Below are 26960 nucleotides of genomic sequence, written 5' to 3' on the forward strand. Positions count from 1 at the left end.
ACTTGAAAAACACGTTAAACTCAAACACTTAATTTTCTGTGACGATTGAAATCACTTGTTTGATAGCATCTTCAAGACCTTCAGGTTTTTTACCACCTGCTTGAGCCATGTTTGGACGACCACCACCGCCGCCACCAAAGGTTGGGGCAACTTGTTTAATTAGGTCACCTGCTTTGAGACCTGCATCTAGCGCCTTGTCATTTAGACTAATAATCATGTTGGCCTTACCATCTTTACCTGCAGCTAAAACTAGAACGTCTGACTTGTTCTCACTCTTCCAGGTATCAGCCAGTTCACGTAAGTCATTCATACCGTTAACATCAACTTTTTGCGCAATAATTGATAAATTACCAGCTTGTTCGACGTTATTAAAAATTGAACCAGCCTTAACTTGATTAATTTGAGAGTTCAAGTCTTCAACTTGTTTTTGGCTATCATGCAGCTCTTGTTCTAGACTACCAACTTTATCAAGAATATCTTCAGGCTTAGTTGATTTTACTTCTGCTTGAATTTCGTCCAATAATTCGGAACGGTTTGATAGGTATTCATATGCCTTTTTGGACATCACTGCTTCAATTCTTCTCATTCCCGCACCAATTGCTGACTCGGAAATAATCTTGAAGACACCAATTTGATTGGTATTAGCACAGTGGGTACCACCACAGAATTCAATTGAGAAGTCATCTATTTGAACAACGCGGACTTTGTCACCATATTTACCATCGAATAAGGCTAAAGCGCCCATGTCTTTTCCTTTTTCTGGATCAGTAATAGTCGTTTTAACTTCAATTGCTTCCCAGATCTTTTGGTTAACTAAGTTTTCAACCGATTTAATTTCTTTAGCGGTCATTGGCTCAATAGCAGTAAAGTCAAAACGTAAGAAATCAGGTTCTACCAAACTTCCGGCTTGATGAGTATGCTCACCTAACACGCTTCTTAAAGCAGCGTGCAATAAGTGCGTAGCTGTATGTGAATGACGTAAACCTTCACGACGAACACGGTCAATCTTTAAGGTGTATTCTTCACCCTTTTCTAGTGGCAAAACAACATCAACAAAGTGCATGTTTTGATCATTTGGTGCGTGTTGTACGTCAGTTACTTGAGCAACTAATTCACCTTCACGATTGTAAATATTACCGTGATCGGCTACCTGACCGCCTCGTTCAGCGTAAAATGGAGTCTTATCAAAGATTAAGACTGCATGATCACCATCAGCACGATCAACTAGTTGGTCATCAACAAGAATATCAATCAATTTTGCATTGTCTTCGTATACGCCGTACTCAAACTCAGATTTATCTTTTAGGTTCATTAAAGTTTCATCTTGTGCACCCATTGATTGTAAATCACCACGTGCTTTACGTGCACGTTCTTTTTGAGCTTTCATTTCAGCGTCAAAGCCCTTTTTATCAACTTCTAATCCTGCATCTTGTGCAGTTTCAAAAGTTAATTCGTAAGGAAAACCGTAAGTATCGAATAACTTAAATGCATCTTTTCCTGAAATTGTTTTATCGTCAGACTTCTTAGCCTTTTCAATTAAGTCATCAAGTAGAGTTAAACCGGAATCAAGAGTTAATTGGAATCTTTCTTCTTCGTTCTTAATTACTTTAGCAATAAAGTCCTTCTGATCAGTAACTTCTGGATAATGGCTTTCCATAATCTTACCAACAACAGGTACTAATTTATAAAGAAATGAACCTTTAATACCTAAGCGTTGACCATTTAAATCAGCACGACGAATTAACCGGCGTAGAACGTAGCCACGTCCAGTATTTGATGGTAATGCCCCATCAGCAATAGCAAAACTGACTGTTCGAACGTGATCGGCAATTATCTTGAAGGCAGTAGTGTCTGCTGCGTTTTCGCCATATTTCTTATTTGCAGTTATCTTTTCTGTTTCGTGGATGATCGGCAAGAATAAGTCAGTTTCAAAGTTAGTTGGCGCGTCTTGTAAAATTGACAGTACACGCTCTAGTCCCATTCCTGTATCAATGTTTTTATGCGGTTGATCAACATATTCACCATTTGCCAAGTGGTTGTATTGGGAGAACACAATGTTCCAAATTTCTAGATAACGCGCATTTTCACCACCAGGGAAGTTCTCTGGATCATCTTCTGCCACGTCATTATTTTCTTGACCACGATCATAGAAGATTTCGGAGTCAGGACCACAAGGACCTTCACCAATGTCCCAGAAGTTTTCTTCTAATTTAACAATATGGTCTTCAGGCATGCCAACTTCAAGCCAAATTTCATGTGCTTCAGTATCTTTAGGGTAAACCGTGCAGTAAAGCTTTTCTTTATCCAAATCAAGCCATTCTGGACTAGTCAAAAATTCCCAAGCCCAAGAAATAGCCTCTTTTTTAAAGTAATCACCAACTGAAAAGTTACCAAGCATTTCAAAGAAGGTTTGGTGACGTGCTGTTTTACCTACGTTTTCAATATCATTAGTTCTAATTGATTTTTGTGAACTAGTAATTCGATGATTTTTAGGTACAACAGAACCATCAAAATATTTCTTCATTGTTGCAACACCAGAGTTAATCCAAAGTAGTGTTGGATCATCTTGCGGAATTAGTGATTGACTTGGCATCACCATGTGACCGTGTTGTTCGAAGAAGTCCAAAAACATTTGTCTAAATTCCGAACTTGTTAATTTCTTCATTAATATCTCTCCCTTTTTTATCCAAAAATAAAAACACCGTTGCCAAATTCAAGGACGCTTTAAAACGCGGTACCACCTCAATTGCAACAGTGTTTGTTACCTCTTAATTATTTTTATTCGTTAAATCTATAAGGAGCATTTTTTAAATAACAGTAAGCCCTTCTCACCAATTAGCTCTCTCTTTGAACTGTTAATTTAAAAAACATATCTTAAGTTAACAGTAATTGTACTACTTGCACAATCTTTGTCAATGCATAATAGGAAGATCTAGAAGCTCATTCACATACTGAGTTTGCAAATTAATCTTGTTATTTTTAGATCACTTTTTATTTGTGCTTATAAAAATCATCAAATACCGAAACTGGCATGCGGCGCTTATGCTCACTCTTTCGCCAGAGTGCCTCAATTTTTTCAGCGGCCTCGTCTGACACTTCTCGTCCTTCAAGGTAATCATCAACTTCTTGATACGTTACTCCCAAAGCTGTTTCATCAGGGAGACTTGGTTGGTCTTCTTCCAGATCAGCTGTAGGAGTCTTTAAGTATAAATGCTCAGGACAACCAAGTTCTTTGAGCATTTGTTTACCTTGTCGCTTGTCCAAACGGAAAAGAGGCGTAAGATCAGCCGCACCGTCACCATATTTTGTGTAAAAACCACTAAAGTTTTCAGCTGCGTGATCAGTTCCAACAACAGCACCATTATTAGCACCAGCTATGCCATACTGCACAACCATCCGTTCACGCGCTTTAATGTTGCCCTTATTAAAATCAGTTATTTCTTGTCCAGCTTCATTTAAGCTAGCAACCATTGCATCAACAGCAGGCTTAATATTAACAATCAAATCCTGATCTGGTTTTTGGAACGCCACCGCGTCAGCTGCATCTTGGGCATCAGCTTGAACACCATATGGCAAGCGCACTGCAATAAATTGATATGAATTATCGCCAGTTTCTTCTCGCATTTCGGTAATTGCCATCTGGCATAATTTACCAGTTAAGGTTGAATCTTGTCCGCCCGAAATTCCCAAAACATAAGATTTTAAAAATGGATTGGCTTTTAAATAATCCTTGAGAAAGTCAACGGATCGTCTAATTTCTTTTTTTGGATCAATTTCTGGTAAAACATGTTCATAGGCAATTATTTCTTTTTGCACTGGTCTCATTTACCTAGTTCTCCTTCATTAATATGATTACGAATATCTTGAATTAAGTTCATTTTACTGTCATATAGATCTTGTGAGAGGTCAACTGGGTATTCCTGTGGATTTAGGCTACGTTTATATTCATCCCACAAGCCGTCTAAGTTAGCAGCACAGAACCGTTTTATTTCAATCAATTTAGGTTGCCTGTATACTAACTTACCGTCTCTAAAAATATCTTTAAGCAGTGGCTCAGCAGTATAGTCAGTTACAACTTTATTAATGTAGTTATATTGCGGGTGGAACATGTAAAGTGAATCAAATTTTCTTGGATCAACTCCAGCACGTGCAACCCAATCACCCTCATTTTTTTTAGCGGTATTAGCAGAAATACGCCAAACTTGCTTTTTACCAGGCGTAGAAACCTTAATTGCATTTGAAGATATTTTCAGTGTATCACGCATTTGGTGACTGTCGTCTTCAATTGATACTAACTTGTAAACAGCACCGAGTGCAGGCTGATCATAAGCGGTAATGTACTTAGTACCGATTCCCCAAACGTCAATTTTGGCACCTTGCATTTTCAAACTAGTGATAGTTGTCTCGTCCAAATCGTTTGAAGCATAAATTTTTGCGTCCGTGTAGCCCGCATCATCTAGCTCATGACGGACCTGTTTTGAAATGTAGGCCATATCTCCAGAGTCAATTCGAACACCCTGGAAATTAATTTTGTCGCCCATTTCATTTGCTACTCGAATGGCATTAGGAACACCACTTCTGACTGTGTCATACGTATCAACTAGGAAAACACAATCATGATGCGTTTCGGCATATGCCTTAAATGCTTCATATTCACTGCCAAAAGCTTCAACAAGTGAATGTGCGTGTGTCCCAGAAACAGGAATACCAAACAGTTTCCCTGCACGGACATTACTAGTGGAGTCAAAGCCGCCAATATATGCAGCTCTAGTTCCCCAAATTGCAGCATCTGTTTCTTGTGCACGACGCGTACCAAATTCCATTACGCCATCGCCTTGAACAGCCAATTTCACTCTTGCTGCCTTGGTGGCCAATAATGTTTGATAGTTGATAATATTTAAAATTGCTGTTTCAACCAATTGACATTGAGCAAGCGGTCCCTCTACTTGAAGAAGCGGCTCATTGGCAAAAACAATTTCACCTTCACTCATTGAACGCACTGTCAATTTCATTTTCAGATTGCGCAGGTAGTCAATAAAGTCATCATCATATCCTACTTCATTTTTTAGATACTCGAGATCACTTTCTTTGAATTTCAGATTATTTAAATATAGTATTACGTGTTCTAAGCCCGCAAAAACTGAATAGCCATTGCCAAATGGTTCTTCACGATAATATACTTCAAAAACAGCATTACGTTCGGAAATACCCTTTTTAAAGTAGGTATACATCATATTGATTTCGTACAAATCAGTATGCAGGGTTAAAGAATCATCTTGGTCTAGTTCTTGGTAAAACATTGTGTCCTCTTAACTTGATTACAATAATTTTTTTATTCTTAATTATAACCACTTATCCCAGTTTAAACAATTTAATGCACTGCTAGCAGTGTTTGATAAACTTTTTCAATACTTGCTAATTGTTGTGCCAGAGAAAAGTTAGCCGCAACATATTTCTTTTCATGCTCAGCCATTTGTCTAAGCTCAGCTGGTGGCATAGCGACAGCACTTTTTAAAGCGTTGGTAATTGAATCAACACTCCCGACTTCGGCAATAAAGCCGTGTTGTTCATCCGGAATCATCTTTTTAATATCGCCGACTGCTGTTGAAAGAAGTGGTAGCAAGTTGTCACTAGCCTCTAACAAAACGAGTGGAAAACTCTCCGAATACGATGTTAAAACAGCCAGATCCATGCGGCGATAAAGATGCTTCAATTGCTTATGTGTCATAAAGCCTTGAAAGTTTACCTGTGAGCCCAAATCCAATTTTTGTGTTAAAGCCCTCAAGTTATCTAGCTGTGTACCATCACCAGCAAGATATAGATGAACATTTTGATTATCCAGCTTTTTTAAAGCCTTTAGCAGCAATTCTTGACCCTTAACTTTTTCAGCTCGCGCAACATTAACAATATTAAAATGTGGGTGTTCATACTTAGCTGGGATGTCACTATCTTGATGGAAAAAAGTTCCGTTATAAATGACGTGAACTTTCTTTCCATCAACATGAGCTTGTTCTGTGAGTAAATTAGCAAATTTCTGCGTTACCGCAAATACGCAATCTGCTGCCTTGATTGCCTTAACATTAGTTTTGGTAAAAACTTTACCTCCTAGTCCTCTTCCCTCAAAATCTAAATATGGATCAGAGTGAACCGTTACGCACCATTTAGCAGTAATTCGGCGTTTAATTAGCGCCATAAAAAGATTGGCACGCGCACCATGAGTGTGCACAATTTGATAATTGCCTTCGTTGATAAAAGTCGCTAAGCGCCTGAGAGCGGTCAAATCGTAGCGACTGCTTGAGCCTAGTACATGACAATTTAACTTTGCCTCCCTTGCAGCTTGGGCCACCGGCCCTTCTGCTAAACATAATAAAGTAAAATCTTTACCTTGCAGCTTAGCTTCAGTTAATAAGTTAATAATGTGCGTTAACCCGCCACCAGATTCGAGGCCAGCATTAACATGCAAAACTTTCATGCTTATCTTCGGTCCTTTTTAGACTTATAAACTTCTACCATAAATTTAGGAATCTTTCCCATTCTTTTATAACGTGATGGCTCTTTTAGCAAACGGTAAAACCATTCCAAGTGCGCTTTTTGCCAGAATTGAGGTGCCCGTTTAACCATTCCAGAAAAGACATCAAAACTACCACCTACGCCCATCATCAAAGCAGGTAATAGGTTTTTACGCAAAATATCAAGCAGTTGTTCTTGTCGAGGTGATCCTAGGGCTGCAAAAACCAAATCTGGTTCAGCACGCTCAATTTGGTATGCGACTACTTCTAAATCATCTTTAAAGTAGCCGTCTTCTGCACCAACCAGCTGGATATCAGAATATTCACGCGCAATTTTAGTTTGAATTGCGTGTATTACCTTAGGTTTAGCCCCAATTAAGTAAACCCTTAGGCTACGTTCGTTAGCCAATTTCATTAGCCAAGAAAATAAATCATAGCCTGTTACTCGTTCTTTTAATGGTGTTCCCAGTATTTTAGCGGCTTTAACCACGCCAATTCCATCAGGAGTGACATAATCCGCATCATAATTCAAAATCTTCATAAATTCGGGATTTTCGTTCGCTGACATGACAATTTCTGGATTTGCAGTTACTACAAAGGTAGATTGGTGAGTATTAATCCGACCGATAAGTTCATTCTGAAATTGCTTGAAACTCTTATTATCAAAGTCAACGCCTAAAACGCTTACTTTACTCATGTTAGTTTCCTCCTGCGATTAATTTACCTTATTTTAGCAGACAATTTGGTATTTCGGACTATGTTTTACCTTTTCTATAAATATGATAATATTTAGTTGTCGAAGTAAGAGGAGTAACACTACAAATGAAAAAAGTTATCACTTATGGCACTTTTGATTTATTGCACTACGGTCATGTTCGCTTACTAAAGCGCGCTCGTGAGCTAGGTGACTACCTGATCGTCGGTCTTTCGACCGATGAATTCAATGAGCTGCAAAAACATAAAGAATCATACAACAATTACGCCGAACGAAAGTTTATTTTAGAAGCTATTCGTTACGTTGACGAAGTTATTCCAGAACAAGACTGGGACCAAAAAATCACTGACATTCAAAAGTATGATATTGACACTTTTGTAATGGGTAATGACTGGAAAGGTAAATTTGATTTTCTCAAATCATATTGTGACGTCGTTTATTTACCTCGTACACCTGGAATCTCTTCTACTAAAATCAAACAAGATTTAAAATAAAAAACTCTGAACTAAGCTAATGATATGACCCCCAAATTTGTGCGGCATATCATAATTAAAGCAGTTCAGAGTTTTTATTTAGAAAAAGTAAATTCGAAGCGATCAGCTACATAGCTGGCCCTGGTATATTCAAAAGGTAATCCCGTAGAGAGCTCAGTTACTTGCAGACGTGTAATCAGTGCCTCGCCTTTTTTGGCATCAAGTAAACGAGCAGAGTTTTCATTAGCAATCGCAGCAGAAATATGTTCTGTTACTCGACCTATTTTATAACCATTTTTTTCTAACGTTTGGTAGAGGTGCGATGAAATATCTGCCTTGGACATTTTCGCAATCAGGCTCTGTGGTATAGTTACAACCTCATAACAAATAGGCACATCATCGGCATAGCGAATACGCTCCATTCGCAAGACCTCTTGGTTAGGAGCCAAGTCGAGACGTTCAGTTTCTGACAATGACGGCTTACCAATTCGATATGAAATCAGCTTACTTGAGGGTGTTTGTCCGTTAGCATGAGTTATATCGGTAAAGGACATGATACCAGACATTTTTTCCTGAACTTTTTGGTTAGCCACATAAGTTCCGCTCCCAATGCGCTGTTCTAGAATACCTTCATCCTCAAGGGTCTTGATTGCTTGTCGTAAAGTCATTCGCGAAACGCCAAATTTTTGCGCCAATTGTCGTTCGGCTGGAATTCTGCTACCGACTTTGTATACGTGATTCTCAATTTCACGTTTTATTTGATTATGAATTTTGATGTACATTGGTTCTTCCAATTATCACACCTCCATGTATGACCATATTATATTCCAAATTGGTCTATTTTAGCCGAGCTAAATCAAATTAATTTTTTGATGCTATTTTTTCTTGTTGGTCCACTTCATACCCAAAAGTTGTACGCTAGCCCCTTGACTGCATTCAACAGCAATTGAGTCATCACTGCTGGCAATCACACTGGCATGCATTCTGGCTGCATCTTTCACTGCCAAATCGGCCCCGTTAGAATTAAAAATCAGGTCATGACCTTCAAAAAAAGCTTGATCGCCAAGTGCTAAAAAGTATTGGTACTCAGCCCCGCCATTAAAAGTCACTCTGCGTGCCGAACACTTTGCCTTATCTTGAAAGTCAGCATGATTAACTACAATAGAATTAATCATTGTTATTTCTGCATCATTAACTGCGATCATTCGGTTAAGTTGGCTGTTTTGAATAATCACATGCGGTGTTTTATCAAGATAAATTCCGCCATTAAAGTCGGAACCAATGATGTTAGCCCACGTTTTATCAGTAATATACATCGAGGTATCATCATCGGATACGACTTTACTGTTCAACATATTCAGCCAAACTTCTCCCTGAAGCAGCATTGAGTTTGTAACGGAATTATTTAAATCAATTTCCGCATTTGTCTTTGTAAAAGTATCAATGCTACCATGAATACGAGAGTTGTTAATAATAGCAGTACCGTGTCCCTCAAGTGCCAAAGTTCCAAATTCTTCCGAAACATGTTCAATTGAAGAATCATTCATTTCTAAGCGAAAATCGGCATTTGCAAAAATAGATAGTGAGCCATTTAAAATCATAGTCGAATACAGTTCTAAGGTCACCTTACCGTTAGCCGCAATGGCTGCCGTGTCATTGCCGTAACCTTTAATTATACAATTGCGTAATGTTAAATAAGTGTTTGCTTCAGCGGGCACAAATAAACTGTTTGAATCTGTATTAGTATTGATGCATAAATTCTCTAAGTTAACAAACTGACTATCAGCCGCAATGTTAACATCACCAAGAATTGTCGTATCTTCTGGCAAACTACCAGTTCCCTTAACTGTAATGTCTGAAAACAGGGTATCCTGTGGTAATTCATAAAAGCCCGGTCCTAGAAGTAATACATCATCTGCACGTAAATCTTTTAAAGCTTCGTGCCAGCCGATTTCACTACCTCCAGCTCCAACTTTAACTAGTCTCGACATAAAATTCCCTTCTTAGTTAAAAAGCAAACTAGCTATCATCCTACTCTTTTTCAGTGCCAAGTCATTATTCTTGCATGAAAATTGTATGTTAAACAGTCAACAAAAGAAAGTAAAAAGGCAACTATCAACAGCTGCCTTTAGTTTGTAATCTTAAATTGGGTTAGCTGGATTCGAACCAGCGCATACTAGTACCAAAAACTAGTGCCTTACCACTTGGCTATAACCCACTGATAATGGAGGAGGGTGGATTCGAACCGCCGAACTCAGAGAGAGCGGTTTTACAGACCGCCGCGTTTAGCCACTTCGCTACTCCTCCGTTACGCACGTTAATTATCTTATCTAAAAACATGCGTAATTGCAAGCAAAAATTATGCTATTTTACTTCTTATATTCTTCAACATATTTTGCAATTCGCTTCAGGCCTTCCTCAATCTCTGCCATGGCAACTGCATATGAGAAACGAATATAACCTTCACCGCCTTTTGCAAAGCACGAACCACTTGTGACAGCGACATGAGCTTTATCAACCAAATCATAAATAAATTTGTTGTCGTCTTGCTCTAATCCTTCCGGAATTTTAGCAAAGATGTAAAAGGCACCTTCTGGTTTTGCACATTCAAAGCCAATCTCAGTTAAGCCTTTGTATAAAACGTCACGCCGCTTTTGGAATTCTTCTTTCATTGGCTTGGAATCATCCATACCATTTTTAAATGCTTCTTCAGCCGCATCCTGCATTGGTGTTGGTTCTGTTGTTACGATTGCTTGGTGCACTTTAGCGATTTGTTCCAAAACACCCTTTGGGGCACAAACAATTCCAATCCGGTATCCGGTCATTGCCCATGCCTTCGAGACACCATTCATTACAATGACTTGGTCATGCAATGATTTCTCCATTGAAGCGTGCGGACCATCATAGCAAAGTTCACTGTAAATTTCATCACACAAGGCAAAGATTGGCTTATCTCGAATCACATCAGCTAATGCATCAAGCTCGTCTTGAGTATATGTTACCCCTGTTGGATTAGTAGGATAGTTCATCACCAGCATCCGAACACGCTCCCCATACTGATCAAGCACAGCCTGCAATTTTTCTGGTGTTAACTTGAAGCCATCGTCTGAAGTATCAACTTTAACAATTTCTACCCCTTCATTAATAATATTGGCATCAGACATATAAAGTGGAAAAACAGGAGTAGGCACAACCATCACGTCGCCTTGATTAAGACACGCTAAAACTGTGTCAAAAATTGATTCAGAAACACCAGTAGTAACTAAAACCTCAGTTTCTGGATCATACTTTTGACCATATTTTTCAGCCAAAAAGTTAGCTGCAGCTTTGCGCAAACCAATTGTTCCATTTGATGGAGCATAGTGCGAGTGATTATCAGTAACACTCTTGATAGTTGCTTGCTTGATGTGCTCCGGTGTGTCAAAATCAGGCTCACCCAAAGTGAACTTGATAACATCGGGAATCTTACTTGCGTAATCGGAAAACTTCAAAATTGGATTTGAAGGAAGATCTGCTAGACCTTTTTTGGTGTAATTAATTAAGTTAACCATATGTTTCACCCTAACTTCTGTTTTCTTGCTTTTTTAAAATTATACAGTTAACAAAATTATTTTTCTACCATATTTATTTAATTTGCTATTAATTTTTTATAATAAAAAAGACAGCTCATGATTAACTGAACTGTCTTTATTTGGGTTGGGTGTTCGTAAGAACAATTGGGTTAGCTGGATTCGAACCAGCGCATACTAGTACCAAAAACTAGTGCCTTACCACTTGGCTATAACCCATTCCTTTGAGCTTTTACTTGTTCGCTCAACATTTAATAGTATAGAAAAATGTTGTTAGTAAGTCAAGAGGGAAAATTATTTTTTATGTCCGTAATTACCTTATTAACTTTACTAAAACTACAGATTTAATTCATATGCGTTTCTAGCACCATTTTCGGTTTGATCAATATAAATGACTCCACGTTCTTCAAAGCCGGTAGCTTTGATTAAGCCTTGCATTCTCTTATTGACTGCATGTGTATCGATTCTAAAATTATGTATTCCAAGCACCATTCCACGAGAAATTAAGTTGGACATAAAAATCTTACCTAGATGCTGGCCACGGAACTTAGTCGAAATCGTAATGCGGTGAATTGTCGCATATTTATCAACGTCATCGTTCCATTCACCTTCAATTTGCTTGTAAGTCGGTTCAGGCGTCGTCATTAAAGCAGCAATTCCGACAATATCGTGATCAACCATTAAGCAATATGCACGTTCTTTTTCAACATCATCAGATAATATTGCTTCATTAGGCTTTCCTTCTTGCCACTGAGGAATACCATCATTTTTCATCAATTGCTTAGCTTCATCAATTATCTTCATTATTTCTGGCAAGTCGCTTTTTTGCGCTAATTTAATGTAAGTTGGCATTTTCTATCCCTCACTTTATTCAAGATAATTAATTTTAGCATTTTTTATTATTTGCTAACAAAAAAGATAGTCAAATTTCGACTATCTTCTTTACAAATTCATTATGGCTTAAAGCCAGTATCATACGTATTATTTTTTACAATATAAGTTGGAACACTGATAAAATGCATTGAACAAATATCATTATTATGGGAAAGGCTAAAACCATAATAGTTATAATCACCATCATGTAAAGAACCTTGAGTATTAAATAGGTCGCCTGCATGTTCCCATTCTTGATAATTGCTGCGATCATTTCGACCCTCTTCACCACTACCTGTATAGCCAAAGATCATTTGTTTCAAGCCAAAATAAACGCTTTTCTTTAATTCTGTCATTGACATTGTTCTATCGGGATTATAAAAACCCGCCATGTCCTCGACATAGTTATCATCAAGGTTTAGTCCATTGGACTTACATGCTTTAACTATTCCAGTAACGTAATGGCTGTCCTTGATTGTTTTATTGTTTTCAGTATATTGGATTGCTATATCACGCGCTAGTTTTCGTGCACCAACGCTATCTTGCCACAAATTGAGACCTAGTTGGCTTCTAGCCTGATTAATTAAGCCTAGTGAAAAAGTGGTTAAAGTATCAATTTGTTCTGGTGTTGGCTTAGCCAAGTCTACCATGTTATGGTTATCTTCTTCATTTTCAGCCGCACTAATGCGACTAAAGCTATTAGTTTTCATCCCTTTAATGGAAGCATTGATAAAAGCCTGACTAGGATTGCCCTGATAAGCTTGTAACAGCTCTAGCTTGGTATATCCTACTGGCATTTGGAGCTGGGCTTGAACATATTTTTTAGGACTTTGCTGTTTTATTACAGTTGCATCTTTGGCTAAAATCCAGTGAGAATTATTGCCAATCTTGTATGCTACACGCTTTTGCTTGCCAATTTTCTTTTTCGAACTATATGGATAACGATACTTTGGACTTGCATAAAAATTAGAGTGCTTGCCTTTAATCGTGTATAAGCGCACTTTTTTATTGCTTCTAGTTTTAACATAGCCTTTAACAGTAGCTGCTGCCACCTGATCTGACTCAGTCAATTCAAGTACTGGAACAGTTACTAAAAAAATAAGGTTAATCGCGACAAGGGCAAGTTTACTTTTCTTCATTTATCTTCCTCAAGAGTATTCTTTACCTAACGGCTCTTTATGGTTTATGTTTAATTCTAAAACTAATTATACGTTATTACCACTTTATTTCCTTCATCAACTTTTTACGTTTTTTACAATTACCAATTAAAAAGCTTACCTTTTACTACACATGGAATTCATATCGATCAGAAATAACATATTGCTGACCAGCATGAACTACCTGATGATTCTCATCTTCAACACAGACTTGCAAAAGTAGTAAGGGAAAACCAATCGATTTTTTTAAAAGCTTTGCTTCACTCAAGCTTGCTAAAGCTACGCTAATAATCATGTCACGTGAATTCAATTTATTGATTTGATATTTTTCACGCAATATTTGATACAAAGATTTATGTAAATCTTCGTCCTTTAACTTTTTAAAACGAGGTAAGGGAAAATAATTACATTCAAGCATAATCGGTTCTTCATTGACCAAATGGACTCGCTCAATAAACAATGCTCTACGGCTTTCAAGGACATCCTTTAATTCACTTGGTGTTTCTACTTCCTTGACCTTGACTACTTCAACACTAGCTTTAAAGCCCTCTTTTTCGGCTATTTCTGAAAAACTCTCTACGGCCGAAGAGCTAACAATGCGTTTAACTTTCTGCGGCTGCCGGACAAAAGTTCCAACCCCTTGAATCTTTTCGACCAACCCATCATCAGCTAAGCCTTTAATTGCTTTTCTTAAAGTAACACGACTAACATCAAACTGCTCACTTAAATCAAACTCATTTGGCAATTTACTATTAACTGGATATTCCCCACTAATGATTTTCTGTCTTATCTTCTCCATCACTTGAGAGTATAAAGAACCCGTTTCCTTCACTTAAAGTCACCACTACCTATATTAATATTCCACCTTGCCCATGTATCTTCTTACGTCTAATGAATGATCATGGACAGCAGCCAATTTAGCTCTATATTCACATAGAACAGTATAAAACAAAATCGGACTAAAGTACTCTGAAACTTTATCGTCAATTAAATCCAAACCAAGTTCTTTAGCATCAACAACTTCTACTTTTTGCGCATACTTTGCTAAAAAGCGTTCGGCACGTTCATCTAATACACGCGTTCTACCTAAACTTTTTAATAAAATATAAGGAAGATTCTTATCAGTAACTTCGAAAGGACCATGGAAATATTCACCAGAATGAATGGCAGAAGAGTTTAACCATTGCATTTCCATTAATGAACAGATAGAGAATCCATACGCATGTCCGAAAGACGGTCCACTTCCCAAAACATAGAACATTGTCTCATTTTGATAAACTTGTGCAAACTTCTTTGTTCTCGGTTGTACCTGTCTGATTGCTCTTGAAATCACAGTATCAATTTTCTTAAGACCATCGTCAAAATCAGCAGCATATTGATAGTCTTCAAAGTTTTGCAGCAATTTTACTGTTGCATCTAGTGTAATTGCCATCGGGTTGTTGACGACTTCTTCCTCATTACCCCATTCATAAATAATTTTAGCATTCGAATAATTTAGTAAATTGGCATTTTTATTAAAAGTCAAACCAATTGTAAATGCACCTTTTTCTTGAGCAATTTTGGCTGCTTCCACCGTTTCTGGTGTATTACCACTATGCGAGCAAATAAATACAATCGAATCTTCACCCAACTTTGCCGGTGGAACATTTACGAACTCACTTGAATTATACCAACCAGTAGTTATTGTTTTGGCTTCTGCTTCTAAAAAGTACTTTGAAACATAAAAATCAACAAGCGAACCACCACATGCAGTAAAGTAAATACTGGTTATTTTACCTTGATGATGATTTGCTGCTAACTTGACGGCTTTGTTTACCTTATTAATTTCCATCTTAAAAATGTCCTCTCATTTTATTAACTGTAGGATAAGTATTAAACCCTTAGAAAAGAAAAAAAGGATTCTATTTTTAAAATAGGATCCTTTTCGATAATTATTGTTTTAATTAATAAGTAAGTTTCCACATGTAGCGACGCTTAGTCAATGGGTGCTTTCTTGCCTTGGCTAATTCTTCAGCAAAGACACGCATTACACCTGTATGAATCATTGGGTTAAAGTAATCAATGACATTTTCACTAGCAATTTCGTTTAAGCCGTAATCTTTAGCGTCAATATTTGCGATTTGTGCATCAAATCTTTGTAAGAAAGTTAATGCTCTAGCATCTAAATGACGTGTCTTACCATCATTCATAAATAGCAAGTATGGCGCATCTTGCTCTGTTAATTCAAATGGGCCGTGGAAGTATTCACCAGAGTGAACAGTTGGAGCTGCAATCCATTGCATTTCCATGAAGAGGAATGAAGCAGTTGAATATGCAACACCAAGTGAAGCACCACTACTCAACACATAAATTGTCTTCTCATTTTTGTACTTTTCACCAAATTCTTTAGCAGCTGGACCAACTGATTTAACTGCATTTTGAATCAAGTCTGGCATGCCAGCAAAGGCAGCTAAGGCTTCATCGTAAAATTCATAGCCTTCAAATTCTTTAACAATTTCAATTGCCAAAGCCAAGCAATATGTCATCTTTTCAGTCTTAGCAGCATAATTTTCTTGGAAACCGTGAACAACTTTATATTCAGTTTCTTTAATGATTGGTGAATCTTCAGCCATTGACAAGGTAACAACATGGGCACCAAGTTCTCTAGCTTTCTTAGTTGCAGCAACTGACTCTGGTGTGCTACCACCTAAAGAAGCTGTGATAACGATAGTGTGGTCACCTACTCCTTTTGGCGTGTCGTAATTAAATTCATTAGCAGTTTGAATTGATGACAATAACTTAGTACTCTCATGAGCAACAAAGTAATAGCCAGGATACAAATCTGCCATTGAGGCACCACAACCAACGAACATTACACGATCAATTTCTGGTTGCTTTGACTTAATGTCTTCAACAATTGCTTTAACTTTTCCAAAATCCATAATAAATTTTTTCTCCTTAAATATTATTCTCTAAAATTACTAATTACCAATAAATTAACTAAATATCCCCAATACACTAAGTAAGATACCGCCCACAATACAGATGACCATAATCCAAGCAGTATTTACCTTCTTTTTGATTAGGTAAAACATGCCGAATGTAAAGGCTAATGGAAGCATTTGCGGGAAGATTGAATCCAATGTAGTCTGTAAAACAAAACTCTTGCCAAACTTAATTGGAGTTGTAATTCCAATCATTGTCGCAATCATCGCTCCAATAACCATTAATCCAATCACATTCATTAATGACATGATTCGGTTGATTGTACCGTTACTAATCAATTTTTGAATGTTCTTCTTACCTTGTAGGTAACCCCACTTACCACCCCAGTAAGTAACTATTGCTGAAGGGATAATGGAGATAATCATTGCCAAGATTGGGCCAAACAGGTTACCCTGTTGTGCCATGTTGATTCCTAAACCAAAAGCAATAATTTTAATCGTCCCTTGAAAGAGTGAATCACCAATTCCTGACAATGGTCCCATCAATGAAGTCTTAACACTGTTAATTGATTCAGGATCAAAAGTATCTGGGTTAGCTGCATACTCTTCTTCCATCGCCGACGATAATCCCAAAACAAATGAGGTTAACTGTGGCGTACAGTTGAAGAAGGCCATGTGACGATGGTATGCATCCTTTTTCTTCTGCAATTTTTCTGGAGTGTCAGGATTTTCACCATAAATCTCATCAATTGTTGGTGCCATACCGTACATAAAACCCATATTCATTTGACTTTCATAGTTCCATGAAGTCTGAATTGCCCATGCTCTCCAAAAGAATTGCGAGAACTTATGACGTAATTGTTTATCTGTATGTTTTTGTTCAGCCATTTTTGTCTCCTATAATTCTTCTAAGTCATCTAAGCTGTCACTAGATGATGGTTGAGAGTTATTATTGTCATTCCCAGACATAAACTTGTTTAGGATAACAACTAAAATAACTGCAAAAATTGCAACACTGATTACTGACATCTTGCCGTATGCGGCAATGAAGAAACCAAGAAATAGGTAAACTGCATTTTTCTTATCAATCATCGTTGACATTAATAGTGCAAATCCATATGCTGGCAAAATCTTACTTGCTAGGGTCAAACCATTTGTCAACCAAGCTGGAATCAATTTAACGAAGCTCGAAACTGCATTTGTTCCTAAGAAAATTGCCAAGAAGATTGGCACAAAGTAGAGCAGGGCATAAATAATTGGACCGTATACAATGTGGTAGCTACGAGCTTTCTTGAACTTCCCAGCATCGATTGCTTTATTTGCTAACTGGTTAAAGGAAGAAAACAGCATTCTAACGACAATACCAATCATTTGGCCTAATACGGCAACTGGTAAAGCAACCGTCAACGCTGCTTGAGCACTCGTGTTGGACAGAATCGCGAAAGCAGAAGCAACAACTGAGCCTAACACCATATCTGGTGGTGTAGCTGCACCTACAGCAACGATTCCCATTGAAACCAATTGCAAGGTTGCACCAACCATTAATCCCTTTGCTGGATCACCTAAGGCTAGTCCTACTAAAGTACTAACAATCAGTGGCTGCTCAAAGTTTTCACGTCCTAATAATCTGGAGTCGAACATGGCAAAAACACCAATCAGTCCGACAATTAACGCTTTCCAAAACATTTTTTATACCTTTCTTTCTAAATAAGATTATTTAGAAGCTCCTTATTAGACGAAGGGACCTGTTGCATTGAAATCTTGATACCTTGGTCGCACATTTTCTTAGTTAATTCAACTTCCTCAGGCAACAAGTAAATTGCATTGCTAAATCTTTTAGCTCCATCTTTTGAAGGAATCAAACCATAGTTAATTTCTTCAACTGGACCATAAGCATCAATAAATTTACTCAGTTCTGTTACATTTTCAAAAAGCAACATAATGTTATCGTCGAGCGCTTTAATTCGATCAATTTTTTCAATTGCTGCGTCAACACTAAACACGTTCAACTTAATATCCTCAGGCTTAGCCAATTTCAACGACATTTTCTTAAAATCATCGTTTGCGGTTGCAGTATCAATGACAATTACTCGCTCAATATTGGCAAACTTTGTCCAAGAAAATACAACTTGACCGTGTAATAATCTGTGATCAACTCTTATTACTTTAATCATAATAAATCTCCTTCATCATCTTCTTCAGTCATTAACTTATTAACAGACAAAACTCCTTTCTTTCCTTCATCAATCGCTTCTGAAACCTTTTCATCTGAAATTCCTGAATTGACTGTCGTAACTAATGTAATAATCAGAGGTAAATTCATTCCAGTTAGAATTGTTAAGTTCGGATGATCCTTCAGTAATTGTGTGGCCTCATTATTAACTGATCCCCCTAAAACATCCGTTACGACAATCACATCATCGTTCTTGCTTGAAGCAAGTGAATTTTTAAGATCATTGATAAAACTGTCATCACTGGTCCCATTTTCATAAGCTTCATATGCTTCAAGGTTTTCTTGTTGACCGGCAATCATTTCAACTGTGTCTTTCATACCTTTTGCCAGTTTTCCATGGCTAACTAAAATTATTTTCACTTTCTTTCACCCCTAATCATGGACAATGTTATACAGCTTCCCATAAATATAAGATGTATTAACACGTACACTTGTATAATATTATATTGACCAATTTATGTAAAGGCTTTATTTAAAAATAATTAAATTATTTTTACATTATTTTCAGTTTAAAGCGTTATCATTTGCTTTGTATGATAATTTAAATTTTATGTTATTATCCTTGCGTACGTGGCTTTAGTGGGACTTAATGTCAAACAGTTGTTTTTAACAAATTGATTATTTGTATTCTTCTTTCCACATATATCTGCGTGTCTCATAACTCTTATGAGTTGTATATGATAATTCACGCATATATACGTTATTAAGAACTGACGAGAAAATGGAGTGATTAAAATACGGTGATACTTCCGGCTTAAGGTCATCTAAACCTATTTCTTTACCGTCTAAAACATATAGCTTTTTCCCACCAAATCTTTGCTCAAACCTCAGAGCTCTTTCATCTTCAGGTCTGGTTTTTCCAGTAGCCAATAATTGAAAAATTGATCTATTTTTGTCGGTAACTTCAAACGGACCGTTAAAGTACTCATAGCTGTGTACAGTTGGTGAATCTAATTGCAGCATCTCTTCTAAATTACAAATTGAGAAAACATAAGCCGCACCAAGTGCTGGTCCACTCGCAATTACATATATTGTTTTCTGATTTTTATTTAATTCAGCCCACTCTTTAGCCAGTGGCGTGGTATATACAACGGCCTTACGGTAAATTGGATCAAGCAAGTCAAATGAACTCATTGCCAAATCATAATTTTCATAGCCTTCTACCTCGTTAAGCACGTTCATTGCTATGCAAAGACCAATACTGCCGTTTACTCGGTCTAGTCTACTTTCATCAAGCGCCAAGCTCTCATATTTAATTTTAAAGTCTGTTACTTCTACAAGCTCTGATTCATCAACATACAGAGCAATTGTTGTCGCGCCGGAATCTCGTGCAACTTTCGCGGCTTCAATTGTTTCAATTGTTCCTCTCATAGAGCAAAGTACTACCAGAGTATTTTTATCAATATTCTTTGGAGCAGCATAAATGAATTCTCCGCTCGTGCACATTGTTGAATACAATTGACTGGATTCTTGTTGCATAAAATAGTGTGCACCATAAAAACCGCCAAATGAGCCACCTGCTCCAATCCAGACTACTTGTTTCACCCCACCTTGCTTTTCTAGTCTGTTAACTGCTCGCTTGACTATTTGCAAAACTTCTTCTTGTACTTTCATGTATTTTCTCCTTTAAAAAATGATACATGTATCTAAATAACTTCATAATAAAGCGCTTTATTTAAAAAGTAAAGTTAATATTTTGATACAGGTATTAAAAAATGAAGGAGTAAAGTTGGAAAGATGTTTATTTTAAAGGGTTTTTGCTATAATTAGAGAAAGCAAAATTTAAGGACAGGTATTTATGTTAAAAAAAGCAGAGCATCTACCACTTTATGTTAGTTTGGCAAATATTATCAAAGAGCGTATTAATAACCAGCAATATCAAGTTGGCAGTAGCATCCCTTCAGAAGCAGAACTACGTGAAGAATTTGCAGTTAGCCGTACTACAGTCCGTAAAGCGTTAAAATTGCTCACAGATCAAAACATTTTGATTAAATTACCTGGAAAAGGTACATACGTTTCTGACAACCGAAACGAGATCAAAACAAAAAAGCATCAGTTTTCTAGTCTAACTGACAGTGTTGAACGTGCTGGTAAAAACATGGCAACGCGTCTAATTAGTATAGAAAAAACTTATGGCACCGATGAACAACGAGCCTTTTTCCATTTAGATGATACAGAACAATTGATTACAATCAATCGACTCCGATATATTGATGACGTGCCTTTTTGCCTTGAGTGGATTTGGTTGCCACCCAAATTTGACCAACTAAAAAGCGCTGACCTTAATCGCCCTTTATATCAGTTGTTAAAGGAACAATTTGCAACAATACCTAGTACAGGTAGGAAGACTTTTAAAATAGCATTTGCAACTAAGGAAGAATCAGTTCTACTTAATGTTGACCAGAACTCACCTTTAATGCTAATTAAAGACTTTGTTTATGACGAAAAGGGCCAACCCTTACACATCACCTCACAAATACTTCGCAGTGATAAGTTGACCTATGCAATTGACCATTAATTTCAAATACAAAAAAAGAGCTAGTAATTAAACTAGCTCTTCTTTTTTGTTAAATTGTTATTTATATTTTTAGCGGAATTATTAGTACCAGCCATTTGCTTGCCAGAATGCCTTAGCGGCTGCCCATGAACCATAACGTTGCGCAACATAATTATTAGCAACACGTTCTTGGTTAGCAGCGGAGTAATCTCCATTAAGGTAGGAAGCTGATAGTTGATATTTGCCAATATATTGGCCATTTTGTGCACTGTATGAGCCGCCGGATTCCCGACTCGCAATCCATGCCTTAGCCTCAGATTCTGAGCCGGCTGGGTTTACATAATTTTGCACATTTGCACTGTAGTTTACACTTGTATCTTCCGCATTAGCTGAATTATCATCTGCAACTACTGCTTCTTGACCCGAAGCATTTTCTGGGTAATAACCTTTGTTAACGTACTTAGCTTTTACCCATTGATTCTTACCTAGGTCGTACCATTTATGACCATCTTTGTCATAAGCAGTTTTAATAACTTTCCAGGAAGAATTACTTGGCAAAATTTGTCCAGTAGCTTCAGGATGCTTGTAGCTGTTCCAAACGCGGATAGAATTGCCATCTACATAATTTACAGTTACAACTTCTGCATCATTTTCTACCGTTGCAGCTTGAACCGTGTCTGTATTGGTGCTGTTCATTAATGCTACACCAGAAATTGACATTGCTGCTACTGCTGCTGTTTTAGCCAAGATAGATTTTACCTTCAAAAAAATCTCTCCTTATAAAAAAACCCGATCTTTTTTCTATCTCAAATTGAAAGCACAAAAGTGACTTTCGCTTTGATGTTCTATATCCTACATCCTAAAAATTGCAGAACCATAACAGAAGTATCACTCGCTTTTTAAGAAATAATTACCCAAATAAAAATACTTGTCACATTTGTAATAGAATTTTTCCGAATTAGTAACTGTGTGAAAACCACTTATAATGCTAGATTTACTTATATTTGCTATTTACAAGAACTAATGTTTGTATTTAGCAATTAGAATTTATTTTGGTTGCTTTTGAAACATGATTGAAAAATAACAATCGCTATCTTATCAGTGCTATCTCTTGTTTTTTCGCCATTATTAATTAAATTTAGCACTAAAAGTGCTATAGTTAAGATAAGTTTTTTGCAGAAAGGACAATAATCATGAGCAAATATACTGTTACATTAAGTGACGAAGATATCCAAATGATTAAAGATTGCCATTCAAAAAATCCTTCTATTATGAAGGCTCTCGATGAGGCAAAAAAGATTGCGGATTAGTTAAAAAAGTGTAGGACACTACAAGCCCTACACTTTTATTTTTTTTGAAGCAAAATTTACTATGGAATTTGAATATTTATCTTAGCTTAATTTAACGTCGTTGTCTGTTTTGCCAGTCTCTAAAGCTTGATGGAAATTATCATAGCTAACTGCAATCATGTCAGTTAAAGCTGGACTGGTATATGAACCAATATGTGGGGTTAGTAGAACTTTTGGATATAAATTAACTAGCGCTTTAGTTGTTTCATCTTTAATTTTGCCCTTAAAGTTGTGCCCCAAAACTTCTGCTTCATTTGGTAAAACATCGCTTGCAAACCCTGCAATATGCCCGGATTTAATTGCAGAAATGATTGCGGCATAATCCGCTAATTCACTACGTGCAGTGTTAACAAGAACAGCGGTTTCTTTCATTTTAGCTAGAAATCCCTTATCAATTAAATTATCATTTTTCCCAGGAAAATAAGGAACGTGAACTGAAACGATATCAGACTTCTCTAATAGCTCATCCTGACTAACGAAAGTAACATATTGCTTTGCAAAATCACTAGGATAAGGATCATAGCCCAATACTTTAGCCCCCATGCCACTATATAGTTGAGCTTCAGTGGCACCAATTCGACCAGTGCCAACAATTCCAACAGTACTGGAATGAACTTCACCTGAAAAAGTTGCAGTTGCAACACTAAAATTACCTTGTTCAGTCATGCTTGTTGCCAAAGCCGTATGCCGAAAAAGCATCATTCCTAATGTCATTGCTAGCTCAGCTACTGCATATGGTGAATATGCAGGAACTCGTGCAACTTCCATCCCATATTTAGCGGCTGCCTTTAAATCAATATGATTATAGCCAACTGTTCGAGTGAAAACATACTTGATACCCCACTCATTTAGCTTTGCCAAATTAATATCGTCCGCCTCACAATTTGCTCTGAGCAAAACCGCATCAGCACCCTTGGCAGTTTCAATATTTTCATGTGTTAATAATTCTGATTCCAGTTGTAAATCATAATCATATTTATTTAATTTTTTAAAATACTCTACTTCGTTTTCTCGCACACCATATGCAACAATTTTGAACATTGAAATCCTCCTTATTAACCAAATATACCGCTTTGACTAAAAACACCAAGAAATGCAATCCAAAATGGCATTGCCGCAACAGCTAGAATTGTTGAGACAAAAGAAGCATCTGATGATAAAACAGCTTCACGGTCAAAACTAATTGCGTAAGATGAAACAACTGCTGCTGTTGGTGTAGCCATCATAATGATAATTGTACCTAGTGCTACATAGCTTATCGGCAAAATATTAGTTACATTTAATATTAATAATAGAGCCAAATTAATCAATGGAACTAAAATAACTTTATTGAAACTATAGTACCATGACGTTTTATTAGATGCAGCTTGTTTAAATGAAGTTGAACCTAAAGTTGAACCAATTGATAGCCATGCAAGTGGAGAAGCTAGGTTAGCTAAATATTGCATTGGTTTATATAGCCAAATTGCAGTTTGATCGATTCGATAGAAAGCCACCTTTATCATTGGTGCTTCAGGATTAATCACACCATTAACTGCCTGACGAACAGAAACTTGTGGCATGTAGTTTTGTGCTAGCCACAGCACTAACCCTAAAAAGGTAGCAATTACGACCGGATTAACAAACATTTTTTTAATATTGCTGGCCTTCATTTTTAGACCTGACATTTTGATGTAAGCGTACGAATACAAAAAGATGCGATAGCCAATATTAAAGATTGAACTATACATAATGCCCTTTGCACCAAATACGGCTCCAACAATCGGAATACCAAAAAAGGTAGTTGAACCGAAGGTTGTCAAAATTGCTAATACATCACGCTTGTCTTGTGGATATTTAGCATATGAAATTGGCGTAGTAAAAATCAAAATAATATAAATTACTATTCCCCAAATTAAAACATTTATCCCCTGAGTAAAAGTCTCATTATTGATTGGCTGCATAAATGAGTTAAAAGCCAAAGCTGGTAATGCAACGCTTAAAACCACCTTAGACAATATTTTTCCAAACTGTTCAGTAAAAATATTACGCTTACGGAGATAAAAGCCCAACAAAATGATAAAAATTGTCGAGGTTATAGAACTCATTATTGCGGGATTAGAAAAAGTCACATTTATTGCTTTCGCAATATTCATTATTAGGTCCTCCTGTTAATTACATTCTTCACAATCTATCTTACATTTCATTTGTGACGTTTGCAACAATATCAAGGTAATTAATTCAATTCCAGCCCTTAATATCGCTGATAAAGCAGCAAAACAAAAAACACCTAACCGTATATCAAGCATGTGAATAGCAGAACTATCAACAACCAAAAAGGACAGAAACTAGGTCTGCCCCTTCTTCGTACGTATTTAATTGTTATATTTCTTATCACTAATAATCTTACCGCTACCAATTGACTTGATCTTTTGTGAATCACTCTCATCCCCATCTTGGTGGAAGACAGCGCCTGAATATAACATTACTTGCTTATGCTCATAATCATCATGTTCAAAAGTATAAGTTATTTTGTAAACCACATTACTGCAATTTCCTGGAGCAGGTGATACCGAAACGACATTACATTCCATATCGTATTCAATAATATCATCATCATCGTTAAAGTTACCAACTTGACCATGAAGTTCTTGATATCCCTTGTTTTCTGCTCCACCAACAAAATCATCCTCATCTGGCGAATTAAATGCATTTTGTAGCATACTTTCCGCATCATCTTGGCTGATTAAGCCAGGCCATTCCGGCTTAATTACATTACTGCTACTGTCATCATCATCGTCAAAGCCAAGTTCATCGTAGTCAATCACCTTTGACTTGATTTCGTGACCACCAACTTTGATAACCACATAGATTTTCATATCATCAGTAGCAGGATAGTCCTTAAAGTCCTTTGTCCCATCTTTACCAACAGTGCCAGCTTTTTTATCATTGATATAAATGTCAGCACCTGCAACACTTTTAATCATGAAGTTAACTGTCTTAATGTTCATGTTAATGGCATCATTAGAAAAAATATTGGCTGTCTTTTCAGCTGCTAAGTTATGTCCTGAAGCAACTGACTTAACAGTTATATGGTACTTACCTGGGAAAAGTGGATCCGTCTTTTTATAATACTCTTCCCCACTACCATTAACGCCGCCAACCTTTTTACCATTAACATAAATAGTCGAATTAGCGTGGTTTGTTTTAATCTGTGGCGAAAAAGTTTCAAACTTTAATGTGTATTTAGGGAAAAACAATAAATAGCGTCCCGACTGTACGAGCGAAACATTATCATAGTTATCACTATATTTAAGTGCCTCCCCCATCTGGTCAGCGGCTTTACTGTGGCTAAAATAATAACTCTGAGTTGGTTTTAAGGCAGCGTTTGTCACATGAACTGCTGGATTATCTGCAGTCACATATTGCGCCATATTTTCATGTGGATTTTTCAAATATGCTGTAATTTGATCAACCTGATTTTGACGTTGGTAATGGTTAGAGCCCCAAGCATAAAAGGCAATAAATGCTACGACTAAGATGCCAAGACATGAAAAGATAATTTTATTCTTCTTTTTCATCGGTTGATGATTGACTGTTGTCGCAAGCTCATTTTTAGGCAAACTTGTGCTCTTTTGGGTACCTTCCTTAGCACGATATTCCTGTCTGCTCTTTTTTTTGGCAGCTATCCTAGCGCCACAGTTAGGACAAAATTCATCATTAGGCTTAATTAACTTGCCACAGTTGGGACAAAATTCAGATTCACTCATTTTTCTCACACCATCCATAAACTACATTGCGCCATTGATTCCGGACATGAATTCGTTAATAATCACGCGCAGAACCGAATTATAAATAATCGAATTAACAATTATGGTGCAAACAAAAATGATACCAAAAGCAATTAACATTCCATAAACTTTATCTCGTACTGCACCCTCGTGTGCTAATAAAGTTACTTCTTGCCCAATAAAGAATATCACTATCATTAAAAGAATTAGGAACAAAGAGAACCTAATACTATTAAGACCTAAGAGCATTAATAAAAAGAAGATTGCAGTAAGAATCAAGTTTAAATTACTTGCATGTGTGCTGGTATTTACAAAAGCAAAAAGATTAGGATGACCATTATAGACAAATTTATATGCAGCAAAATGCGCTAAGATTATGATCGCTTCAAAAACTAAAATAATAATAAATACTCTGAAAACGATATTAAAAGAAAGGTCATAGTTTCCCCAACCCCGAGTACTAACCCCAAAGCTGCTAGCAAGGCCAATTGCACCAGTAATAAGTGCCTTAGCCAAAAAGTATAACCCTAAAATAAAAAGAAGATCTTCAACTAAAATAGTTACCCAGCCATACCAACTTTCAGTTGGTAAATTATTTTGCGCTGGTTTTTGCCAAGATTCAACTAACCATTGCCAGTAATGTTGGAAACGACCAGTAGAGGGTATTTGTGTCTGCACTTCATCTACCGGTGCGGTTTCAACTTTAGCAGGCTCAGTGTTGGTTTGCTTAGTTTTTTGACCCAGATCAACATTACGCAAATCTGCACCACATTTCGTACAAAAGTTGACGTTCTTTTCCATTAGAGCGCCACACTTAGGACATTTTTTCATTACTAACTCCTTCTATATTCAGTAACAACATATACTTATTCGCCACTTTAATAACTGCAT

General features: G+C 36.9%; 25 protein-coding genes and 3 tRNA genes. 2 read left to right on the forward strand and 26 right to left on the reverse strand.

Annotated features, from left to right (window positions below):
* Positions 1-28 precede the first annotated feature (28 nt).
* From alaS to H3R21_RS07160, 5 genes are all read right to left on the reverse strand, one after another.
* Complete coding sequence (gene alaS, locus H3R21_RS07140; protein WP_198184074.1) at positions 29-2665, reverse strand: alanine--tRNA ligase; 2637 nt, start codon at positions 2663-2665, stop codon at positions 29-31.
* A gap of 326 nt (positions 2666-2991) precedes the next feature.
* Entirely contained in the window at positions 2992-3825 is an 834-nt protein-coding gene (gene nadE / locus H3R21_RS07145) for an ammonia-dependent NAD(+) synthetase (RefSeq protein WP_198184081.1), read from the reverse strand.
* Entirely contained in the window at positions 3822-5300 is a 1479-nt protein-coding gene (locus H3R21_RS07150) for a nicotinate phosphoribosyltransferase (protein ID WP_198184083.1), read from the reverse strand. The genes nadE and H3R21_RS07150 overlap by 4 nt, the downstream gene beginning before the upstream one ends.
* A 71-nt stretch (positions 5301-5371) precedes the next feature.
* The gene (locus H3R21_RS07155) at positions 5372-6472 is read right to left on the reverse strand and encodes a glycosyltransferase (RefSeq protein WP_198184084.1); all 1101 of its coding nucleotides are present in this window, start codon (positions 6470-6472) and stop codon (positions 5372-5374) included.
* A gap of 2 nt (positions 6473-6474) precedes the next feature.
* On the reverse strand, positions 6475-7206 hold the full coding sequence (locus H3R21_RS07160) for a WecB/TagA/CpsF family glycosyltransferase (RefSeq protein ID WP_198184086.1): 732 nt from the start codon (positions 7204-7206) through the stop codon (positions 6475-6477).
* A 125-nt stretch (positions 7207-7331) separates the two neighbouring features.
* Between H3R21_RS07160 and tagD the strand changes: the two genes are divergently transcribed.
* Positions 7332-7718 (forward strand): glycerol-3-phosphate cytidylyltransferase, encoded by a 387-nt coding sequence (gene tagD, locus H3R21_RS07165; protein WP_109715167.1) that lies wholly within the window; start codon positions 7332-7334, stop codon positions 7716-7718.
* Between the two features lie 74 nt (positions 7719-7792).
* On the opposite strand, the gene H3R21_RS07170 is transcribed toward tagD, so the two are convergent.
* The 16 genes from H3R21_RS07170 to H3R21_RS07245 all read right to left on the reverse strand — a co-directional run bounded on the left by H3R21_RS07170 (position 7793) and on the right by H3R21_RS07245 (position 20067).
* Positions 7793-8491: a GntR family transcriptional regulator gene (locus tag H3R21_RS07170; protein ID WP_046306117.1), complete on the reverse strand. Its 699-nt coding sequence runs from the start codon at positions 8489-8491 to the stop codon at positions 7793-7795.
* An 81-nt stretch (positions 8492-8572) separates the two neighbouring features.
* Complete coding sequence (locus tag H3R21_RS07175) at positions 8573-9688, reverse strand: hypothetical protein (protein WP_198184088.1); 1116 nt, start codon at positions 9686-9688, stop codon at positions 8573-8575.
* A gap of 155 nt (positions 9689-9843) precedes the next feature.
* Positions 9844-9915: transfer RNA gene (locus tag H3R21_RS07180), tRNA-Gln, on the reverse strand.
* Positions 9916-9922: 7 nt separating this feature from the next.
* Positions 9923-10004: transfer RNA gene (locus H3R21_RS07185), tRNA-Tyr, on the reverse strand.
* A 62-nt stretch (positions 10005-10066) separates the two neighbouring features.
* On the reverse strand, positions 10067-11248 hold the full coding sequence (locus tag H3R21_RS07190) for an aminotransferase class I/II-fold pyridoxal phosphate-dependent enzyme (RefSeq protein WP_198184090.1): 1182 nt from the start codon (positions 11246-11248) through the stop codon (positions 10067-10069).
* Between the two features lie 165 nt (positions 11249-11413).
* Positions 11414-11485, reverse strand: a tRNA-Gln gene (locus tag H3R21_RS07195).
* A gap of 117 nt (positions 11486-11602) precedes the next feature.
* Positions 11603-12118 (reverse strand): GNAT family N-acetyltransferase, encoded by a 516-nt coding sequence (locus tag H3R21_RS07200; protein WP_198184092.1) that lies wholly within the window; start codon positions 12116-12118, stop codon positions 11603-11605.
* A gap of 101 nt (positions 12119-12219) precedes the next feature.
* Entirely contained in the window at positions 12220-13278 is a 1059-nt protein-coding gene (locus H3R21_RS07205) for an SEC10/PgrA surface exclusion domain-containing protein (protein ID WP_198184094.1), read from the reverse strand.
* Between the two features lie 145 nt (positions 13279-13423).
* Positions 13424-14128, reverse strand: a complete 705-nt coding sequence (locus tag H3R21_RS07210) for a GntR family transcriptional regulator (protein ID WP_198184096.1) — start codon at positions 14126-14128, stop codon at positions 13424-13426.
* Between the two features lie 21 nt (positions 14129-14149).
* Complete coding sequence (locus H3R21_RS07215) at positions 14150-15127, reverse strand: SIS domain-containing protein (RefSeq protein ID WP_198184098.1); 978 nt, start codon at positions 15125-15127, stop codon at positions 14150-14152.
* A gap of 112 nt (positions 15128-15239) precedes the next feature.
* Positions 15240-16217 (reverse strand): SIS domain-containing protein, encoded by a 978-nt coding sequence (locus H3R21_RS07220; RefSeq protein ID WP_198184100.1) that lies wholly within the window; start codon positions 16215-16217, stop codon positions 15240-15242.
* A 54-nt stretch (positions 16218-16271) separates the two neighbouring features.
* Positions 16272-17108, reverse strand: a complete 837-nt coding sequence (locus tag H3R21_RS07225) for a PTS system mannose/fructose/sorbose family transporter subunit IID (protein WP_109715159.1) — start codon at positions 17106-17108, stop codon at positions 16272-16274.
* A gap of 9 nt (positions 17109-17117) precedes the next feature.
* Positions 17118-17906 carry a PTS sugar transporter subunit IIC gene (locus H3R21_RS07230; protein ID WP_046306101.1) on the reverse strand — a complete coding sequence of 263 codons (789 nt, stop codon included), beginning with the start codon at positions 17904-17906 and terminating at the stop codon, positions 17118-17120.
* Between the two features lie 17 nt (positions 17907-17923).
* Positions 17924-18394, reverse strand: coding sequence for a PTS sugar transporter subunit IIB (locus tag H3R21_RS07235; RefSeq protein WP_046306099.1), 471 nt, complete (start codon positions 18392-18394; stop codon positions 17924-17926).
* The gene (locus tag H3R21_RS07240) at positions 18391-18813 is read right to left on the reverse strand and encodes a hypothetical protein (RefSeq protein WP_198184102.1); all 423 of its coding nucleotides are present in this window, start codon (positions 18811-18813) and stop codon (positions 18391-18393) included. Before H3R21_RS07240 ends, H3R21_RS07235 begins: the two co-directional genes overlap by 4 nt.
* Before the next feature lie 258 nt (positions 18814-19071).
* Complete coding sequence (locus tag H3R21_RS07245; protein ID WP_232352362.1) at positions 19072-20067, reverse strand: sugar isomerase; 996 nt, start codon at positions 20065-20067, stop codon at positions 19072-19074.
* 184 nt (positions 20068-20251) lie between these two features.
* On the opposite strand from H3R21_RS07245, the gene H3R21_RS07250 reads away from it, so the two are divergent.
* On the forward strand, positions 20252-20971 hold the full coding sequence (locus H3R21_RS07250) for a GntR family transcriptional regulator (RefSeq protein ID WP_198184104.1): 720 nt from the start codon (positions 20252-20254) through the stop codon (positions 20969-20971).
* 81 nt (positions 20972-21052) lie between these two features.
* Here the strand turns inward: H3R21_RS07250 and H3R21_RS07255 are convergent, their stop codons facing one another.
* The 5 genes from H3R21_RS07255 to H3R21_RS07275 form a co-directional block, all read right to left on the reverse strand.
* Positions 21053-21715 (reverse strand): hypothetical protein, encoded by a 663-nt coding sequence (locus H3R21_RS07255; RefSeq protein WP_198184106.1) that lies wholly within the window; start codon positions 21713-21715, stop codon positions 21053-21055.
* 626 nt (positions 21716-22341) lie between these two features.
* Positions 22342-23340 (reverse strand): NAD(P)-dependent oxidoreductase, encoded by a 999-nt coding sequence (locus tag H3R21_RS07260; RefSeq protein WP_198184108.1) that lies wholly within the window; start codon positions 23338-23340, stop codon positions 22342-22344.
* A 14-nt stretch (positions 23341-23354) separates the two neighbouring features.
* A complete protein-coding gene (locus H3R21_RS07265) occupies positions 23355-24434 on the reverse strand; it encodes an AEC family transporter (protein WP_198184110.1) in 1080 nt (359 codons plus the stop codon).
* A 219-nt stretch (positions 24435-24653) separates the two neighbouring features.
* Entirely contained in the window at positions 24654-26048 is a 1395-nt protein-coding gene (locus H3R21_RS07270) for a zinc ribbon domain-containing protein (RefSeq protein ID WP_198184112.1), read from the reverse strand.
* A gap of 21 nt (positions 26049-26069) precedes the next feature.
* Entirely contained in the window at positions 26070-26900 is an 831-nt protein-coding gene (locus H3R21_RS07275) for a DUF6574 domain-containing protein (RefSeq protein WP_255524816.1), read from the reverse strand.
* Positions 26901-26960 lie beyond the last annotated feature (60 nt).

This window comes from Lactobacillus sp. W8172 (assembly GCF_016102055.1).
Lineage (GTDB): Bacteria > Bacillota > Bacilli > Lactobacillales > Lactobacillaceae > Lactobacillus > Lactobacillus apis_A.

What these genes read in the sequence shown, in the direction of transcription:
- nadE (WP_198184081.1), bottom strand. Translation starts at nt 3,825, where the DNA reads ATGAGACCAGTGCAAAAAGAAATAATTGCCTATGAACATGTTTTACCA.
- H3R21_RS07150 (WP_198184083.1), bottom strand. Translation starts at nt 5,300, where the DNA reads ATGTTTTACCAAGAACTAGACCAAGATGATTCTTTAACCCTGCATACT.
- H3R21_RS07245 (WP_232352362.1), bottom strand. Translation starts at nt 20,067, where the DNA reads ATGAAAGTACAAGAAGAAGTTTTGCAAATAGTCAAGCGAGCAGTTAAC.
- H3R21_RS07155 (WP_198184084.1), bottom strand. Translation starts at nt 6,472, where the DNA reads ATGAAAGTTTTGCATGTTAATGCTGGCCTCGAATCTGGTGGCGGGTTA.
- H3R21_RS07205 (WP_198184094.1), bottom strand. Translation starts at nt 13,278, where the DNA reads ATGAAGAAAAGTAAACTTGCCCTTGTCGCGATTAACCTTATTTTTTTA.
- H3R21_RS07200 (WP_198184092.1), bottom strand. Translation starts at nt 12,118, where the DNA reads ATGCCAACTTACATTAAATTAGCGCAAAAAAGCGACTTGCCAGAAATA.
- tagD (WP_109715167.1), top strand. Translation starts at nt 7,332, where the DNA reads ATGAAAAAAGTTATCACTTATGGCACTTTTGATTTATTGCACTACGGT.
- H3R21_RS07190 (WP_198184090.1), bottom strand. Translation starts at nt 11,248, where the DNA reads ATGGTTAACTTAATTAATTACACCAAAAAAGGTCTAGCAGATCTTCCT.
- H3R21_RS07160 (WP_198184086.1), bottom strand. Translation starts at nt 7,206, where the DNA reads ATGAGTAAAGTAAGCGTTTTAGGCGTTGACTTTGATAATAAGAGTTTC.
- H3R21_RS07235 (WP_046306099.1), bottom strand. Translation starts at nt 18,394, where the DNA reads ATGATTAAAGTAATAAGAGTTGATCACAGATTATTACACGGTCAAGTT.
- H3R21_RS07175 (WP_198184088.1), bottom strand. Translation starts at nt 9,688, where the DNA reads ATGTCGAGACTAGTTAAAGTTGGAGCTGGAGGTAGTGAAATCGGCTGG.
- H3R21_RS07225 (WP_109715159.1), bottom strand. Translation starts at nt 17,108, where the DNA reads ATGGCTGAACAAAAACATACAGATAAACAATTACGTCATAAGTTCTCG.
- H3R21_RS07230 (WP_046306101.1), bottom strand. Translation starts at nt 17,906, where the DNA reads ATGTTTTGGAAAGCGTTAATTGTCGGACTGATTGGTGTTTTTGCCATG.
- H3R21_RS07265 (WP_198184110.1), bottom strand. Translation starts at nt 24,434, where the DNA reads ATGAATATTGCGAAAGCAATAAATGTGACTTTTTCTAATCCCGCAATA.
- alaS (WP_198184074.1), bottom strand. Translation starts at nt 2,665, where the DNA reads ATGAAGAAATTAACAAGTTCGGAATTTAGACAAATGTTTTTGGACTTC.
- H3R21_RS07260 (WP_198184108.1), bottom strand. Translation starts at nt 23,340, where the DNA reads ATGTTCAAAATTGTTGCATATGGTGTGCGAGAAAACGAAGTAGAGTAT.
- H3R21_RS07250 (WP_198184104.1), top strand. Translation starts at nt 20,252, where the DNA reads ATGTTAAAAAAAGCAGAGCATCTACCACTTTATGTTAGTTTGGCAAAT.
- H3R21_RS07275 (WP_255524816.1), bottom strand. Translation starts at nt 26,900, where the DNA reads ATGAAAAAATGTCCTAAGTGTGGCGCTCTAATGGAAAAGAACGTCAAC.
- H3R21_RS07270 (WP_198184112.1), bottom strand. Translation starts at nt 26,048, where the DNA reads ATGAGTGAATCTGAATTTTGTCCCAACTGTGGCAAGTTAATTAAGCCT.
- H3R21_RS07220 (WP_198184100.1), bottom strand. Translation starts at nt 16,217, where the DNA reads ATGGATTTTGGAAAAGTTAAAGCAATTGTTGAAGACATTAAGTCAAAG.
- H3R21_RS07215 (WP_198184098.1), bottom strand. Translation starts at nt 15,127, where the DNA reads ATGGAAATTAATAAGGTAAACAAAGCCGTCAAGTTAGCAGCAAATCAT.